Genomic DNA, 16171 nt, shown 5'->3' on the forward strand with positions numbered 1-16171 from the left:
ATAGCATCGCCCGCAACCGCGCTTAACCATAAGGCGCGAGGTTTCCTGCAGTGTGCCGAATATTTAATAGCCTTGTGGCCTAAGGAGGCCACTCCCCAGCGCAGGTGCTAGACGGCATGACCGAGTTCATTGGCAAGATCCTCGACAAGATTTCGGCGACGAGCCTCTTGACGACGGGATTGCTGCTGCTGACGGCGCTGGTCAGCGCGCTGGTCGCCTATTGGCGGACGGCCGAGCAGAAGAACTTCCGGGAGTTCTTCGATTTCATCTTCCCCAACGAGATCATCACTCATCCTTCGGCGAAGGCGGATCTGCTGTTCTGGGTGACGCGCAAGGCGATCATGCCGTTCCTGATGCTGCCGGCGGGCGTCGCCTTCGTCGCGGCCGTCGGCTACGCGACCAACAAAATCCTCGCCACGATCTTCCAGATCGATCCGCCCCTCATTCCGGGGCCGGCCGGGCCGGTGACGACCGTGATCTTCACGGTCACAATGCTGCTGGCTTACGACATCTCCTATTACCTCTACCACGTTGCGCAGCACCGCTTTCCCATCCTCTGGGAGCTGCACAAGGTTCATCATTCGGCCGAGGTGATGGTGGGCATCACCAAGGACCGCGTCCATCCGCTGGACGAATTGATGAACCGGGCCTGGGACGGGGTGATCCCGGGCATCTGCTTCGGGATCTGGTCGCTGGTCTCGCTCAACCTCATCGAACTCACCGTCTTCGGCGTGAACGTCTACGTCATGCGCAACATCCTGATGATGGACTTCGTCAGGCATACGCATTTCAAGATATCGTTCGGGCCGCTGAACAACGTCGTCCTGTGCCCGCACTGGCACCAGCTGCATCACAGCGTCGATCCGCGCCATTACGACAAGAATTTCGGGCTGCTGTTCTCGTTCTGGGACCGGTTGTTCGGAACGCTGTGCGTGCCGAAGCCGGATGAGGACTTCAAGTTCGGGCTGATGGAACGTGGCGTCCGCGATTACCAGTCACTTTCGGGGCTCTACCTGCTGCCATTGAAGCGGATGTGGCACCAGATCCGACGCCGGCTCGGCCCGCGCCCCGCTCGCCGCACCGAAGCCGAGGCCGAGGGAGCACAGCAGTGAGCGCATCTGCCGAGTTCACCGCCGTCGATGGCCGAAAGCTGGAGATCGTGACCTCGGAGGAGCGGCTTGCGGCGCTGGCTCCGGCCTGGGATGCGCTATGGCGGCAGGCCGAAGGCCTCGTCTTCCAGAGCCATGGCTGGATCAGCGCCTGGTGGCGGACCACGCCGGGCCGCGACCAGCGCGGGCTGCTGATCGGCCTGGTCTGGAATGGCGAAAACCTGGAGGCCGTGCTGCCTTTCGCCACGATCAGGCGCCGCGGCATCCGCATCCTTGAATGGGCGGCGAAGGAACACAGCGACTATGGCGATATCCTCGTGGCTCCCGGCTGGAGCCGCGAGGCCGCAGCCGCCTTGTGGCGGGCGATCGCCAAAGCCGGCCGCTTCGACATGGCCTATCTCAACCGGCTTGCGCCCGAGGCCCTCGCCCGCCAGATCCTGACGGGTGACAACGCAGCTCTCCGTCTGAGCCCGAACCACCGCACCGAGATCAACTATCGTGTGAGCGGCTCCTGGAATCGTGGCGCGCTCTGGTTCGACCAGCAGTCGAAGAAGACGCGGCAGAACTACCGGCGCGGGCGCAAATTCATGGAGGAATCCGGGGAAGTCCGCTTCCGGCTGATGTCTCCGGAAGAGCCACTTGAGCCCGTGCTGCTGCGCGTCGCCGCCCTCAAGCGCAAATGGCTCGAGCGCCATGGCCATGCCTCGGATCTGTTCGACGAAGGCTCTCCGGCCCTCACCGCGCTCGTCGGCGTGATGGCGAAGCTCGGCATCCTGCGTGTCTTCCTGCTCGAATGCGGCGATAGCGTCGTCGCCGTCTCGATCAATCTGGTGCAGCGCGACAGGATGATGGCCTTCGTCACCACCTATGACCTAGACCATGAGCGGGCGTCGCCGGGCATGGTGCTGATGATGGACTACATCCAGTGGTCGATCGACCAGGGCCTGCCGATGGTCGATTTCCTCTGCGGCGGCGAGGATTTCAAGCGGCGCTTCGCCACCCAGGCGGTGACATTGGACTCGGTTTCGGGAGGGCGCACGTTGGTCGGGCGGCTCGCCGTCCTCGCCGACGGCGCCCGGCACGCCATCAGGAGCCGGCGAGCGCCGGCACCGGCCGCAGACCAGCCAGAAGCGGCCGGCGAGCCATTGCCGAGCCGTCGATGAATTCATAGCCGCCGGCCCGGTTGAGGCTGTGGATGCGGCGGCCAGGCCAGAGAGCACCTGCCTGGATGATGGTCTCGATCTCCTGATCGAAGCCCTCGGGGTCGAGCCGTGTGACGCGGGCAATGCCGAGAGCCTTGCCATAGCCGAACCGGCAGTCCTGCACCGGGCGCAGTAAAACACCATCGCGGATGGTCATCTGCCCGGCCGGCCGGGCCGAGGCGATATCGATCAGCACGGGATTGCGGGGATGCGGTTTCCAGGGACCGCGGAAATCCGGCGCCGACCAGAGATGCAGCGTGTCCGAATGGGAGCCGCCGCCGTCCCGCACCGTGGCAAACAGCCACCATAGACCGCCATGCTCGATCAGCGTCGCGTCGCTGGCGACGACGCCGTCGATCAGCGTCGCCTCCCTGACCCAGCCGCCGGGGAATGCCGTCGCGCGAAACAGATCCACCCGCGCGGCGCCGGAGCTTTCCGGGATCATCCAGACCTGCCCGTCCCGTTCGAAGACGAAGGGATAGGAGAGATGGCCGGGCTGTTCGAGAACTGGCTCGGGGCGGCCTATCGGACCATCCGGCCCGAACTCCACCGCCGAAATGATGCCCTTGCCGGTGGCGTGGGGGAAATCCTCGACGAAGAGCGTGAGACGCCCCCGATGCAGGATCGGAAACGGATCGGCATAGAAGCGGGTGCCGTCATCGGGCAGGTCGCGCCAGCCCGCGTCGGGATGGCGCTTCAGATCGAAAAGATCCGGGCCGTCGAGCTTGCGCCAGCCCACCCGCCAGTGAGGGGCGTGAAAGCAGCGGCGGTAAATGCGATCGACCGCATTCGAAGTCACCGCGCGGACCATGGTCCGCGCGAGGCCGGTATGGGGCGTGGGCGAAGGCTCGGCTTCGGCAGGCAGCTGCGGCACACGCATGCGGCTGCCTTCGACCGCCGCCACGATGAAGGTGATCACGCGGCTGAGGATATCGTCGAGCTTCGCCAGCAGAATGCGGCCGTGATCGCTGCCCGGCCGCGCTGCGGCGATCAGCGCCCCATTCTCCGTCAGCTCGACCAAGGGAACGCCGCCGGCAAGAAGAGCGGAAACGAGTGCGGCTTCTCCCGCCTGCCCTTCGAAGCGAAGGACCCAGCGGCGCGTTGGTCCGGCCGGTTCATCGCTGCCGAGATCGAGAAGCAAGTCGGCTTCGTCGTGCCCTGGCGCGGCGGCCACCGCAGCCGCCTCAGCCGGCCGGGCCAGCGTGAAAAGGCCATCGGGCTGAAGGCCGTGCAGATAGCCCTCGACGCGGAAGAGACCACCGAGCCGATGTGGGTCGGCTGCGTTCACTGCCGGCGGAACGACCAAAAGCGTCAGGCCGGGGATCGCCCGGAGACGCTCGATGAGGACCAGATGCCACCGCCGCAAGGGCGAAGCACCCATGTACAATCTCAATCTCATATCCAAGCCCAGCCGCATTTCTTGCGGCAACTACGCCAAAGCAGCCAGCATTCTCCAACATCCGCATTTCGATTTGGTTATCCCCGCCCGACCCGCGCGCAAGCCCGCTCAAGCGTTCAGCCTCGACCGATCGGAGCAGTTGTTAAGGAGTTCGTGGCAGGGTCGCGCCTGGAAGCCGCGGTCGGACGACACCGCGGCATCGCGTTGCGTTGTCCGAGTAGAGGAATGACAAGTCTGGCTGCGACCGCTCATCGGCAGGAGGAAACGGTGCAGCCGCCTCCTCAGGAGACCTTTCGTCGCCGCCCGGATGGCGCCGTCGAAGTCTCCGAGCTCTGGCGCATCCTCTGGCATCGGCGCCTGATGATCCTGGCCGTCGCCGGCCTGCTGGCGGGGCTGGCCCTCGCCTACGGGCTGTTGACGCCTTCGCTCTATACCGCCTCGGCGCAGCTCCTGATCGATCCGCGCGACCGGAACGTCGTCAGCAACGACGTCAACCCCAATACGGTCTCGCCGGATGGCGGCTTGGCGCAGGTCGAGAGCCAGGCCAGCGTCGTCCAGTCCACGAACGTGCTGGCTCGGGCGATCAGGACGACGAAACTCACCGAGGACACGGAATTCAACGGCGCGGGGCTTCTCAGCCGCCTTCTCGGCCGGATTGCGACAGATGCCCCTGCCCCGGACGGCACCCTCACGCCCACCGAGGCGCGGACGCTCGCCAACCTCCGACGGAAGATTTCCGTCAGGCGCGCGGACAAGGTCCTGGTGCTGGACGTGGTCGTGACGACGCGCGACGCCGACAAGTCGGCCAAGCTCGCCAACGCGATCGCCGAAGCCTATCTCGCCGACCAGGCCGATGCCAGAAGCCGCGCTGCGACAGAGGCGTCCGAGGGGCTGACAGCCCGGCTGGCGGAACAGCGCAAGCGGGTCGAGGCGGCCGAGAACGCCGTCGAGCGCTATCGCGCCGAAAACAATCTTGTCGCGGCGTCCGGACGCCTGATCAGCGAGCAGCAGCTCAGCGAGATCAGCAATCAGCTCTCGGCAGCCCAGGCGCGCACTTCCACCCTCCGTTCGCAGGTGGAGCTGATCGCCCAGCAACGCCGGCGCGGCGCCCTGGCCGGCAGCTCGATGGAGGCACTACAGTCGCCCGTCATCGGAAGACTGCGGGAGCAGGAGGCCGCCCTGGTTCAGCGCGAAGCCGATCTGCAGAGCCAGTTCGGCCCGCGCCACCCGTCGATCGGGGCGGTACAAAACCAGCTCGTCCACGTTCGCCGCCTCATCGCGACCGAGATCGAGCGGGTCGAGCAGTCCGTGCGCACCGAATATGAGCGCGCGCTCGGCAATGAGAAGCTGCTCGCCAGCAAGCTCGAGACCCTGACGCGGCAGACGCAAGGGGCGGACCAGGCGTCGGTCCGGCTGCGCGAGCTCCAGCGCGATCTCGAAGCGGTCCGCGCGGTTTATGCGACGTTCCTGCTGCGCGCGCAGGAAACACGCGAGCAGGCAAATCTGGACACCACCAACGCCCGCATCATCAGCCGGGCTCAGCCGCCATTACAGGCGAGCTGGCCGCCGACATTTCCGCTTGCAGCGGCGGCGGCCGTCCTCGGGCTGGGCCTCGGTGCCGGCCTCGCATTGCTTCGCGAGTATGCCGCGCCTCATCTGCTCTCCCGCTCGCAGGCCGAGGCTTTGATCGGCGCTCCCGTGGTCGGCGTCCTGCGCCCCCGGACGGCGCCCCCGCGCGGCTTCGGCCGATGGTTCCGGCGATCGACAGGCCGGCAAGCGGAGACGGACGGCGCGGCGCAACTCGCGCTGCTCCTGCTGTTCAAGCCCACGGATGTGCCGATCCCGGCCGCCCGCAGCGCCCTGCTGATTTCGGCCGAGGCCGATGGCGATGAGCGGGAGCATGCGGCCGACCTGCTCGCCAGCGCTGGAGTCCAGCACGGAGAGCGCGTCCTGCTGGTCGATACGACAACCGAACCGGTCCAGGGCGGCCCGGCCGGGCTGATGGATATTCTGCGCGGCGAATGCAGCTTCGAGGACGCCATTCACTTCAGCGACGCCAAGGATGTCGCGCTGATGTCCGCCGGTCGTCCGAAAGCCGCAACGCAGAAGGCATTGGCACGCAGCTATGCGATGCGAATGCTGGGGGATGCCAGCCGTCACTTCGACATCGTGGTCATCGACGGCGGCCCGCTGGAGCGCAATGTGAAGATCGCCCCGCTGGTCGGCATGGTCGAGGAGATCGTGCTCGTCGCCCGTCTCTACACCACGCGCCAGCAGGAGATCATGCGGGCGGTCGAATCCGCACGCGTCATGGGCCGCTCGGTGACGGCAACGATCCTGATCGACGCCGACGGGCGAGGCTGATGCCTGCCGCCGGCCTCACGGCCGAGGCCTCGGCTCGTGGGGTACCGGGCTGGGCTCACCTGGATGGGCTGACGCGCTACGGTCTTTTCGCCACCGTCCTGGTGCTGTTCTGCGTGTCGGGCGGCATGCTCTGGCTCGTCGGCTACAATTATGACGGCCTCACCGGCGCCGCCGCCACGAAGATCCATCCGTCGACCTATATGATCGTGCTCCTGTTCGGCTGGAGCCTGATCGCCTGCGGGGATCCGGTCAGCCGCATCATTCATCTCGTCAGTGCTCGGCCGGCGACGCTGTTCATGCTGCTGGTGACGATGGCGACGATCGTCGTCACGGTGATGCGCGACGGGCCGGGCCTTGGCGGCATGGTCGACACCTATGTCGCCGTCTGCCTGCTGGTCCTGTTGCTCGTCGATGCCGACGACGAGACCATGACGACGCTCACGACGATGCTGCATGTCGTCATGACCCTCAACGCCCTGCTCGCGCTCTTCGAGTTCGTCACGCAATTCCGGCTCTTTCCCTACCGCTTCGACGGCGCCGTCTTCGAAACCGACACGCGCTCCAGCGCGTTTCACGGCCATCCGCTGGCGAACGCCATGATCACCGCCTGCTATCTGATGGCTCTGATCAGCGGGTCACGCTCCCTGCCGCCGGCGGTCCGTGGCGTCCTCATCGCGCTGCAGAGCGCCGCCCTGGTGGTCTTCGGCGGCCGGACCGCGCTTCTGACGTCGCTGGCGTTCGGCCTCTGCTACGGCACGGTACAGCTGTTCGCCTTGCTGCGGAGCGGGCGGATATCGCTGATCGCGGCCGCCATCGGCTGCGTGCTCGTAGCCCTCCTGCCCGTCGCCATCGGCGGGCTGGCGGCGCTTGGTTTCTTCGACGACGTGGCCACGCGCTTCGTCTCCGACGGTGGCAGTGCCAATGCTCGCAAGGAGATGTTCGAGCTGCTGCAGATGTTTTCGATCGGCGACCTCGTCATCGGGCCCGATGTGCAGCTCGTCGACACCCTGCGCCGCGTCAACGGACTCGAGTGGGGCATCGAGAACCCGTTCGTGCGTATGATCCTCTATCAAGGGGCGATCATCACCGCGCTCGTGACGCTGGCCTTCGGCCTCTTCATGTACGAATTGGGGCGCGGACGCCCCGGCGTCTGGCTCCCGATGATCGTCTGGATCATCCTGCTGAACGGCTCGGAGAGCATCGCGACGAAGACGACGATGCCGGCGAAATTCGTCATCGTCATTCTGTGCCTTTATCGACCGGAAAGGCGCGGTTGCGACCGGCTCAATCCGGCATTCGCAGACCGAGGGCCGCGATCATGGCCGGGTCGAGCCGGCGGCTGACATCGTCCATCATCCCCATGCTGTCGAACAGGTTCCAGAATGCCCAGGGAAACCCGAGCGCCTCGGCGCCGAGCCTGACGTCACGCACATAGCGGGCGCGATCGTCCGGAGCGGAGGCGACGGTGCCGCCCCCGGACCGCAGCGCTCCGAACTCGCCCATCAGGATCCGGCCGGGCTGCACGCCCTCGCGCTCCGCCCAGGCACGGACCCGGCGCAGATAGCCGTCGATGAAGGGGCGATCCGGCTGGGCATCGAAATATTCCTTGAGGACGCGCTCGGTCTCGCGATAGGCGGCCGCTCCACTGCCCTGTGCCGGCGCACCCAGCGCGGCCATCCTGGCGCGCACCGCAGCGAGGGTGGCGTCGAGGCTTCCCCGCGCCGCTGGCCAGGGCACGGCGTTGAGCGCCCGATAGACCGGTTCGCTCATCCAGCGCGCGCCCTGATGCGAGAAGAGATAGGGCTCGTAGAAGTGGAAGGTGAAGAGCAGCGGCTCATAGAGCGAGAGCTCGCGGACCCGGAGGGGTTCGAGACCTGCGATCATGCTGCCGCAAGCGCCGGTCGCCAGCAATGTCAGCCCCGGCGCGGCCAGTCGGGCGGCGGCCAGAAGCCGCTTCTGCGTCTCCCCCCATTCAGCGGAGCCGCAGGCCTGGAGCGGCTCGTTGACGGGCTCGAATCCCGTCCGCTCCGGATCGCTCCGCCCCAGTCGCGACGCCAGCTCCACCACGAGATCGCGATAGGCCGGAAACGCCGGAGCATCCAAGGTTCCGAACAATCGCGAAGGCGTCCAGTAATGCGTCGCGCCGTTGGCGTGAAGATTGACGATCACGGCAAGCCCCTCGCCCTGCGCCAGCGCGACCGCGGCCATCACCTGATCGAGCAATGACGCCCTGACGGCGGGAGCTGCGGCAAGGAACGGGCCGGGGTCCACGGGCAACCGGACGAAGTCGAGGCCCGCACGACGTAAGAGAGCGAGATCCGCCCGCGTCGGAAGCGGCCGGTCGAGCTGGAACGGGGGCCAATCATAATCGGTTCGCGGCGCGGGGTGCTCCCGCGTCAGGGAGAACCATGGCCAGAGATTGACGCCGCGCCGGATGCCGAGGGGCCGCGCCGCATGAGCGCGACCGCCGCCGATCGCCGCCGTCCCGATCGCCCCCGCCAGCAGAGAACGGCGGCTGACCGTCATCCCCTGCGGCCGCCGGCCACTTCGGCCGGAGCGACGGCAGCTTCCGGCTCGAGACCGAGCAGGGCCAGCGCCTCGCGTTCGTAGTGTTCGAGGACCGCCTGCCATTCGAAGCTGGAGCGGGCGCGCCCGAGCGCAGCCTGTTTCAGGCGAGCCGCCAGTTCATCATCGGCCAGCAGCCGCCCTATCGCATTGGAGCAGCTCGCCTCGTCAGCAAAGAACAAGCCCGCCTCACCCGCGGTCCAGCGGTTATAGGGATTGTCATGGGCGATGACCGGGTTCCCTGCCCAGAGCGCCTCGACCAGCGAAGGGTTGGTCCCGCCGACGGTATGTCCGTGCAGATAGCCGCGCGCGTGGAAACGCAGGGCCCTCACGGTCTCGGCGTCGTAGATCGCGCCGGGCATGATCACTTCCGGCCCAGCGGCCGCCTTGACCTGGCGATGATAGGCGTTTTCGTCCGAGAAATTGCCGAGAACGACGAGGCGCATGCCGCGCGGCCTGGACGAGAAGGCCTCGACCAGCGTGAGGATCGAATTGTCGGGCTCGATCCGCGCGATCGAGATCAGGTAGCGGCCGCTCTCCAACCCGAATTTGGCGAGCGGCTTTGCCGGCGCCATCCTGATCGGCATGCCGCCATAGGGAATCATGACCGTGGCGCTGCGCGGACGCCGCGTCGCTAGATGGTCGGCGATGATCGGATGATCAGCCACGAGACGGTGCGAGGACCAGGCCGCGATCCACTCGTTCATCCAGAACCAACTGCGGACGGGCCATGACCATTTCGGCCGGCGCCACTCGATCCCGTCCATATTCGTCATGATCTTCCGCCCGGCGAGGCGCAGATAAGGCAGGAAGATCGCGCCGTTATATCCCAACACGAGGCTGAGCGCCGGACGCCGCGCCGCATGCCGCACGCAATGCCAGTCGAAGTCGATGGTCGCGCGCGGCCCCGATGACGACACCTGCGTGCGAATGAGCTCGATGCCCCGCCAGGATTCGCTGTGGAACCGGCGCGTGACGGCCGGAACCTCGTCCTGGCAGTACACGCCGACCTGCCAGCCCCGCTCGACCAAAAACAAGGCGAGCTTCTCGGCGAAGGTCTCGAAGCCACCATGCGCTGCCGGAATACCCCGTGTTCCGAGGATCAGCAACGAAGGAGCGGTATTTGCCATGATTTCATCCGGAGGGGCGCAAAGCTGCGCGAAGATAGCGCGTAGCTTCAAGAATACCTTGAATTTCTGCGACTTATCCCGCTTTTATCGAAGATGGTTAGGACGCGCTTTCCGGCCATGCGGATCGGTGGAAGCGCGATGGCGGCGTCCTCGAATGGAAACGGATTGTGACGCTGCGTATCGCCTGCATTCATCAGGGCTATGAACTCTACGGGTCGGATCGCGCTTTCGCCGAGAGCGTAGCCGCCTTGCGCCAAGCCTACCCGGCCGCCGATATCGAGGTCGTGCTCCCGCGCGAAGGTCCGATCCTCAGCCTGCTCCAGCCGATCGCCAGCCGGATCGTCATCGAACCGCTATGGGTGCTGCGCCGCAGGAATCTGCCGAGATTGATGGCCATGGCGCCGATCGAACTGCCGCGCGCCATGCTGCGCGCGGCCCGGCGAATGCGCCGTTGCGACCTCGTCTATATCAATACCTCGGTCATCGTTGACCATGTGCTTGCCGCACGATTCTTTGCCGGCAAGGCAATCCAGCATATCCACGAAATCCCGGAAGGGATGACGCGCACGCTCCTGCGCCAGTTGATCCTCTGGGGCCGGGCGCGGCTGATCTTCAACTCTCAGGCGACGCGCTCTGCCTTCCCGCTCCCGGACGGCCATGAAGCGGATGTCATTTACAATGGCGTGGCCGGGCCGGCCGACTGGGCGCCCACAGATTATGATGGCAGGCGGCGGCTGCGTGTCCTCATGCTCGGCCGCATCAACCGCATCAAGGGCCAGGAAATCCTGCTCGCGGCGGTGAGTGCCCTGCCCCGGGATCTGCGAGACCGGCTCGAGGTCCGCATCGTCGGCAGCGCATTCGAGGATCCCGCCCTCGAACAGGCGTTGCACGAGGCGGTGACGAGCGCGGGTCTCGACCCGCAGGTGAAGGTCGAGCCTTTCCGCGACGATCCCACACCGCTTTATCAGTGGGCCGACATCGTCGTGGTGCCGTCGCGCCGGCCGGAGTCGCTCGGCCGCGTCGCGATCGAAGCCATGGCGTTCGGCCGGCCGCCGCTGGCTTCGGCGATCGGAGGCCTGCAGGAGGTGGTCGTGGACGGTGTGACCGGCCGGCTGTTGCCGCCCGGCGACCCCGATGCCCTCGCAGAAGCGCTGAAGCAGGTGGTCCTCGCGCCGGAGATGCTCGCCCCCATGGCGCGTGCGGGCCGCGAACGCTTCTCGGCGCTGTTCAGCGATCACGCCGTCGCCCGCGCCATCGGCGCGGTTGTCGAGGACATGCTCTCCCGCGGCCGGCTGGCTCAGCAATGAACTTCGAATCCCTGCGCCGTCTGATCCTGAAGCTCGTCGTCATGGTCGGCGGCGAGGCGATGCAGAGCGCGTTTCACCTGGGCCTCAACCTCGTCCTGCTGCACTCCGTATCCGCGTGGGATTACGGCGTCTTCGCGCTGGTCATGGTGGTCGGCGGCATCGGCCTCACCTATATCCGCGCACTGACGGCTCTCCCGGCGAGCATCTTCATCGCCCGCAGCCATAGCGTCGGCGCGGCCGGGGCCTATGAGATCACCTTCGGCTCGGCAGCCGCGCTGCTGTCGGCACTGCTCGGCGTCTGCGTCGCCTTCGCCCTGAGCGGCTGGCTTCCGGAAGGCGCCTTCAGCGGCGGCGCCTTCGTCGCTCTGTGGACCGCACGCGCGCATATCCGCACGGTCTTCTTCGCCCGCAATCGGCAGATGCTGGTCAGCGCCAGCGATCTGACGTTCACGATCAGCGGCTCGCTCGGCGCAGCATGGGTCGTGTGGAACGACACCCATATCCTGCAGCATACATTCCTCGTCATGATGACGGCCAACGCGCTTGGCATCGCCGTGATGCTCGCGCTCGGCCGGCGGCCGGTGCGGTTGAGCTTCGGCACACATGTCTGGCGGCGTTATCGCAAGCTCTGGCGGGATTTGAAATGGTCGCTGCTGAGCGTGACGATCACCAACCTCCAGGGCCAGGGGATGGCGCTGCTGGTAGCCACGATAGCGGGGCCGGCAGCCTATGCGCCGATCGCGGCTGCGCTGGTCAATTTCGTGCCGCTGCGCATCGTCTCCACCGCCTTCGCCAATATGATGCATCCGGAGATGACGGCGCTCATGGCCCATCGCGACTCCGGGAAGGTCGGGCGGTTGCTGCGCTACTGGCCGATACCGCTGGCGGCGCTGGGCGTCGTCTACGGGATCGTCATTCTGCTCGCGCTCCCGCTCATCCTGCCGGAAAGCCTCGAGGACACCCGCTTCTTCAAGATATCGGTGCTGGCATGGGTCATGAGCGGCATGCCCTTGCTCTATGTCATGCCCCGCATCTGGCTCGAGATCGCCCAGGATTTCCGCTCGATCGCGATCCTCTCGGCGATAGCCGCCGCCATCGGCATGATGGTGGTGCTGGTCCTGCTGCTGACGGCCGCTCCCTCCTGGGTGCTTCTCGGCGGAGCGCTGTCGGAGGTCATCGTCCTCATCGGCAGCTGGGCCGTGGTCTGGCCCAGGCAGCGCGCGGCCGAGAAGGCGATGCCGTCGATCGCCAGATCCGGCTGACCGGCGGCCGCCCTTACGACCAGGAGGCTTCCGCCGTCATGCAGAGCGTGCCGTTCTGCTTCGCCGTCCAGAGCTTCAAGCCGGCCCCCTCCTCCGTCGCGTGCAATGCGAAGGCGTCATCGTCGAACAGCGGCGACAGGCCACGGAAGCTGAAGCGCCGAGGCGGGGCGCCGCGCAGCTCGGCGGCGTAGTTGCAGAGCAGGGCGGCCTGCATCGGACCGTGGACGATGAGACCAGGATAGCCTTCGACCTCCGTGACATAGCGGCGATCGTAATGGATGCGATGGCCGTTGAACGTCAGCGCGGAATAGCGAAACAGCAGCGGCGCCTCGGCGCGCATCGGCCGCTGATGAGCGCCCTGCTCGGCAGGGGGCGGCTGCTTTGTCGCGCCCGCGGCGCTCTTGAGGCCGCGATAGACGATGTCCTGCCGTTCCTGCAGCACGAGCACTCCATTCGCTTCGACGCGGTGCTCTACGGTGACGAAGCAGAGCGGCCCGGTGCGCCCTTTCTTCAGCATGACATCGGCAATCCGGGAGGTGCGCCTGACGACATCACCCACTCTGAGATCGCCGGAGAAGGCGAATGCGCCGCCCGCCCACATCCGGCGAGGCAATGGCACGGGCGGCAGAAAGCCGCCCCGAGCGGGGTGCCCGTCCGGGCCGAGCGTGCCGGTCGGAGCCGCCGGCTGGGCCAGGCAGAAATGGATCAGCCTCGGAACGATTTCGCCGTGCTGCGGCGCCTCGCCGGGATAATCGAAGGTCGCGTGATACTTCCGCGCCAGATCCTCGCTGACAATGTCGACGCCGATATCCTCGCGGCCGATCCAGCCGCGCAAGTGATCGATGTCGAGTTCGGAGATGCCGGACGCAGCCATCAATAGGACCTCGGCATGCCCAGCACGTGCTCGGCGAGATAGGAGAGGATCAGGTTCGTGGAGATCGGCGCCACCTGATAGAGCCGTGTCTCGCGGAACTTGCGCTCGACATCGTATTCCTCGGCGAAGCCGAAACCGCCATGCGTCTGGATGCAGGCATTGGCTGCCTCGAAGGAGGCATCCGCCGCAAGCATCTTCGCCATATTGGCCTCGGCACCGGGATTGGCGCCGGCCTCGTAGAGCCGGATCGCCTCGCGCACCATCAGTTCGGCGGCGCGCATATTGGCGTAGGCCTTGGCGATCGGGAACTGGATGCCCTGGTTCTGGCCGATGGGCCGGCCGAAGACATGCCGCTCCCTGGCGTAGTTCGAGGCCTTGTCGATGAACCACTTGGCGTCGCCGACGCACTCGGCCGCGATCAGGATGCGCTCGGCATTCATGCCGGAGAGGATGTAGCGGAAGCCCTTGCCCTCCTCGCCGACAAGGTTTTCGGCCGGAACCTTCACATTGTCGAAGAAGACCTCGGTGGTGGCGTGGTTCATCATCGTGCGGATCGGCCGGATGGTCAGGCCGTCCTTCAGCGCCGCGCGCATGTCGAGGATGAAGACCGAGAGCCCGTCGGTGCGTTTTTGCACCTGATCGCGCGGCGTGGTGCGGGCGAGCAGCACCATCAGGTCCGACTGTGCGGCGCGGCTCGTCCAGATCTTCTGGCCGTTGACGATGTAATGGTCGCCCTCGCGGTGCGCGGTGGTGCGCAGGGCGGTGGTGTCGGTGCCGCTGGTCGGCTCAGTAACGCCGAAAGCCTGCAGGCGCAGTTCGCCGGAAGCGATCTTCGGCAGGTAGCGCTGCTTCTGATCCTCGCTGCCGTGGCGCAGCACCGTGCCCATCACATACATCTGGGCATGGCAGGCGGCACCGTTGCAGCCCTGGCGCTGGATCTCCTCCATGATCACGGCCGCAGCCGAGAGCGGCAGACCGGCGCCGCCATACTCCTCCGGGATCAGCGCCGAGAGGAAGCCGCTTTCAGTCAGCGCCGTGACGAACGCCGCGGGATAGGCCATCTCGCGGTCGAGCTTGCGCCAGTACTCGCCCGGGAAGTCCGCGCAGAGCTTCGCAACCGCATCGCGAATGTCGTTGTGGTCGGAAGCATGCTGCATGGCGGCCTCGAAGCTGTCGGACGCTTGGGACCGCGTCCCGATACCCTTCGTGGTTAGCCCTCCGCCGGCCGACGAGGAAGAGCCTCCGTGAAGGGGAAGCCCCGCGTCAGCGCCAACCGATGCCGATGCGCGCGGGCTTCATTCTCAACGGCCCGACTGCCCAGTCCCCTCGAACGGGGCGGCGACCGCATCCCCGGTCGCTTGACCGGCATCGGATACGGAGCGACCGACCTGCTGGATCGTGTCGTTGAAATTCCGGCGCGTGTGGGGATCGACGACGGCGATCGGCGCCGAGATCGCGAGGCCCGCTGCCGTGCCGACAGCCGCCGCGGTGCCGGCGGTCACCTCCATCAGACGCTCGCCCAGGCCGACCCGCGAATCCGTGATCGGCTGCCCCTCGACCAGACGCGAGCCGATCAACTGCACGACTTCCGGGCTCTCGGCGAACTTGCCATGGTTCAGGCTGTCGCCGGAGCGCAGCTTGGTGAGGTTGAGGACCGTGATGCCGTATTCGGCGATCTCGCTCCGATAAGGCTCGACATCGGGATCGATGGCGCCGAGCCGTGCGGCGCTGCCCCAGACGCGCCGCGACACGGCCAATGCCCGGTCGTCCTGCGAGACGAACACGGTGAACCGAGGCCGCTTGCCATGGATATCGGCGATCTGGCTGCGGAAGACGTCGACATCGACATCCGGCGCAGCGAGCATGACATTGGCGATCTTCGGCGGGATGCTGCCGTTGCGGATCGCCATCTGGCGCAGCGCCTCCATCGTCACCCAGTTGCCCATCGAATGGGCGAGGATCGAGACTTCGCCAACCGCCGGATCGCGGGCCAGGCTTTGCAGGAGGTTCTCGAGCGCGGTGCGGGAGTAGTTGCCGCTTTCGCGGTCGTAGCCATAAGCGAAGATCGAGCCGCGCGACGGCCAGGTGAAGAGCACCGGCACGACCTTCGCATTCGAGTCGTGCACGATCTGCGCGAAGCGATAGACCGCATCCTCGAAGCGATTGTTGAAGCCGTGGATGAACACCATCACCCGGCGCTTCGGCACCTTGGTCACGGCCTTATGAAATAGCGAGATGGCCTGCGCCTGATCGAGCTTCTCGACGTTGAGCGTGACGAAGTCCGTCTCGGGATTGCCGGGCAGGCGGTTCGGCCATTGCACCTCACCGATTTTGCGATGGGATGCCGGCGGCAGCGAAACGGTAATTTCAGCGAAAGACGGCTTGCCGCGCTCGCCGGAGAACAGGATGCCGGCGTCCTCGTCGGGCGCGCGCGTCGTCGCCACCAGCATGGTGACCTTGCTCGTATCCGTAGCCGCCGAGCTCACGGGCAGGAGCACCCCCTTCACATCCCCGGCGCAGCCCGCGAGCAGCAGGGCTGCGGCTCCCGCCGAGAAAGACCGGAGCCCGGCCTTGTGAAGTAACGCAACACGCATGCCCGCCCCCGATCACCACGCCACTCTGTCCCGACATCGCGTTATCGTGCGGGAATGATGCTGAGCTGTGACAGCCAGTTCCAGACTAGGCAGCGTTCCTGCCGAACGGTCAAGCCGTTGGCCGGCCCCCTGATGTGGTCGGCGATCAAGTGTGGCTTTGAAGTGCTGGTGCGTGGGGTGTTCCGCTTTGGCGGATTGTAGGGGTTCTTTTCTCTTGTTTTTTTCTGGATTTTAGACGCAAAAACCCGCCGCTGCTTGCGACGGGTTTTTGTGTTTGGTTGCGGGGGCCAGATTTGAACTGACGACCTTCAGGTTATGAGCCTGACGAGCTACCGGGCTGCTCCACCCCGCGGTAAGGATATGGG

General features: G+C 66.2%; 12 protein-coding genes and 1 tRNA gene. 6 read left to right on the forward strand and 7 right to left on the reverse strand.

Annotated features, from left to right (window positions below):
- Nucleotides 1-116 precede the first annotated feature (116 nt).
- Complete coding sequence (locus AC1DEZ_RS26505) at nucleotides 117-1112, forward strand: sterol desaturase family protein (protein WP_476781183.1); 996 nt, start codon at nucleotides 117-119, stop codon at nucleotides 1110-1112.
- Nucleotides 1109-2272 (forward strand): GNAT family N-acetyltransferase, encoded by a 1164-nt coding sequence (locus tag AC1DEZ_RS26510; protein ID WP_476781184.1) that lies wholly within the window; start codon nucleotides 1109-1111, stop codon nucleotides 2270-2272. The genes AC1DEZ_RS26505 and AC1DEZ_RS26510 overlap by 4 nt, the downstream gene beginning before the upstream one ends.
- Here the strand turns inward: AC1DEZ_RS26510 and AC1DEZ_RS26515 are convergent.
- Nucleotides 2196-3692, reverse strand: a complete 1497-nt coding sequence (locus tag AC1DEZ_RS26515) for a glucosamine inositolphosphorylceramide transferase family protein (protein ID WP_476781185.1) — start codon at nucleotides 3690-3692, stop codon at nucleotides 2196-2198. The genes AC1DEZ_RS26510 and AC1DEZ_RS26515 overlap by 77 nt on opposite strands.
- Nucleotides 3693-3977: 285 nt before the next feature.
- Here AC1DEZ_RS26515 and AC1DEZ_RS26520 point away from each other — a divergent pair, with 285 nt between their 5' ends.
- Both AC1DEZ_RS26520 and AC1DEZ_RS26525 read left to right on the forward strand, forming a co-directional pair.
- The gene (locus tag AC1DEZ_RS26520) at nucleotides 3978-6074 is read left to right on the forward strand and encodes an exopolysaccharide transport family protein (RefSeq protein WP_476781186.1); all 2097 of its coding nucleotides are present in this window, start codon (nucleotides 3978-3980) and stop codon (nucleotides 6072-6074) included.
- The gene (locus AC1DEZ_RS26525) at nucleotides 6074-7417 is read left to right on the forward strand and encodes a VpsF family polysaccharide biosynthesis protein (RefSeq protein WP_476781187.1); all 1344 of its coding nucleotides are present in this window, start codon (nucleotides 6074-6076) and stop codon (nucleotides 7415-7417) included. The genes AC1DEZ_RS26520 and AC1DEZ_RS26525 overlap by 1 nt, the downstream gene beginning before the upstream one ends.
- Here the strand turns inward: AC1DEZ_RS26525 and AC1DEZ_RS26530 are convergent.
- On the reverse strand, nucleotides 7359-8600 hold the full coding sequence (locus AC1DEZ_RS26530; RefSeq protein ID WP_476781188.1) for a glycoside hydrolase family 5 protein: 1242 nt from the start codon (nucleotides 8598-8600) through the stop codon (nucleotides 7359-7361). The two genes, AC1DEZ_RS26525 and AC1DEZ_RS26530, sit on opposite strands and share 59 nt — an antisense overlap.
- Nucleotides 8597-9769 carry a DUF1972 domain-containing protein gene (locus AC1DEZ_RS26535; protein WP_476781189.1) on the reverse strand — a complete coding sequence of 391 codons (1173 nt, stop codon included), beginning with the start codon at nucleotides 9767-9769 and terminating at the stop codon, nucleotides 8597-8599. The genes AC1DEZ_RS26530 and AC1DEZ_RS26535 overlap by 4 nt, the downstream gene beginning before the upstream one ends.
- Nucleotides 9770-10053: 284 nt before the next feature.
- On the opposite strand from AC1DEZ_RS26535, the gene AC1DEZ_RS26540 reads away from it, so the two are divergent.
- Both AC1DEZ_RS26540 and AC1DEZ_RS26545 read left to right on the forward strand, forming a co-directional pair.
- Nucleotides 10054-11076 (forward strand): glycosyltransferase family 4 protein, encoded by a 1023-nt coding sequence (locus tag AC1DEZ_RS26540; protein WP_476781190.1) that lies wholly within the window; start codon nucleotides 10054-10056, stop codon nucleotides 11074-11076.
- On the forward strand, nucleotides 11073-12338 hold the full coding sequence (locus tag AC1DEZ_RS26545) for an MATE family efflux transporter (protein ID WP_476781191.1): 1266 nt from the start codon (nucleotides 11073-11075) through the stop codon (nucleotides 12336-12338). The genes AC1DEZ_RS26540 and AC1DEZ_RS26545 overlap by 4 nt, the downstream gene beginning before the upstream one ends.
- A 13-nt stretch (nucleotides 12339-12351) precedes the next feature.
- Here AC1DEZ_RS26545 and AC1DEZ_RS26550 read toward each other — a convergent pair whose 3' ends face one another.
- The 4 genes from AC1DEZ_RS26550 to AC1DEZ_RS26565 all read right to left on the reverse strand — a co-directional run bounded on the left by AC1DEZ_RS26550 (nucleotide 12352) and on the right by AC1DEZ_RS26565 (nucleotide 16158).
- Nucleotides 12352-13212, reverse strand: coding sequence for an HTD2 family dehydratase (locus AC1DEZ_RS26550; protein WP_476781192.1), 861 nt, complete (start codon nucleotides 13210-13212; stop codon nucleotides 12352-12354).
- The gene (locus AC1DEZ_RS26555) at nucleotides 13212-14369 is read right to left on the reverse strand and encodes an acyl-CoA dehydrogenase family protein (RefSeq protein WP_476781193.1); all 1158 of its coding nucleotides are present in this window, start codon (nucleotides 14367-14369) and stop codon (nucleotides 13212-13214) included. Before AC1DEZ_RS26555 ends, AC1DEZ_RS26550 begins: the two co-directional genes overlap by 1 nt.
- 144 nt (nucleotides 14370-14513) lie before the next feature.
- Entirely contained in the window at nucleotides 14514-15806 is a 1293-nt protein-coding gene (locus AC1DEZ_RS26560) for an alpha/beta hydrolase (RefSeq protein WP_441513528.1), read from the reverse strand.
- A 275-nt stretch (nucleotides 15807-16081) separates the two neighbouring features.
- Nucleotides 16082-16158 (reverse strand) — tRNA-Met (locus tag AC1DEZ_RS26565).
- Nucleotides 16159-16171: the final 13 nt, after the last annotated feature.

The sequence above is a fragment of the Allobosea sp. 10L422 genome (assembly GCF_056395345.1).

Bases quoted from the DNA above. Each gene is read 5' to 3' on its own strand.
- AC1DEZ_RS26560 (WP_441513528.1), bottom strand. From the start codon at position 15,806: ATGCGTGTTGCGTTACTTCACAAGGCCGGGCTCCGGTCTTTCTCGGCG.
- AC1DEZ_RS26525 (WP_476781187.1), top strand. From the start codon at position 6,074: ATGCCTGCCGCCGGCCTCACGGCCGAGGCCTCGGCTCGTGGGGTACCG.
- AC1DEZ_RS26535 (WP_476781189.1), bottom strand. From the start codon at position 9,769: ATGGCAAATACCGCTCCTTCGTTGCTGATCCTCGGAACACGGGGTATT.
- AC1DEZ_RS26550 (WP_476781192.1), bottom strand. From the start codon at position 13,212: ATGGCTGCGTCCGGCATCTCCGAACTCGACATCGATCACTTGCGCGGC.
- AC1DEZ_RS26555 (WP_476781193.1), bottom strand. From the start codon at position 14,369: ATGCAGCATGCTTCCGACCACAACGACATTCGCGATGCGGTTGCGAAG.
- AC1DEZ_RS26515 (WP_476781185.1), bottom strand. From the start codon at position 3,692: ATGGGTGCTTCGCCCTTGCGGCGGTGGCATCTGGTCCTCATCGAGCGT.
- AC1DEZ_RS26505 (WP_476781183.1), top strand. From the start codon at position 117: ATGACCGAGTTCATTGGCAAGATCCTCGACAAGATTTCGGCGACGAGC.
- AC1DEZ_RS26545 (WP_476781191.1), top strand. From the start codon at position 11,073: ATGAACTTCGAATCCCTGCGCCGTCTGATCCTGAAGCTCGTCGTCATG.
- AC1DEZ_RS26530 (WP_476781188.1), bottom strand. From the start codon at position 8,600: ATGACGGTCAGCCGCCGTTCTCTGCTGGCGGGGGCGATCGGGACGGCG.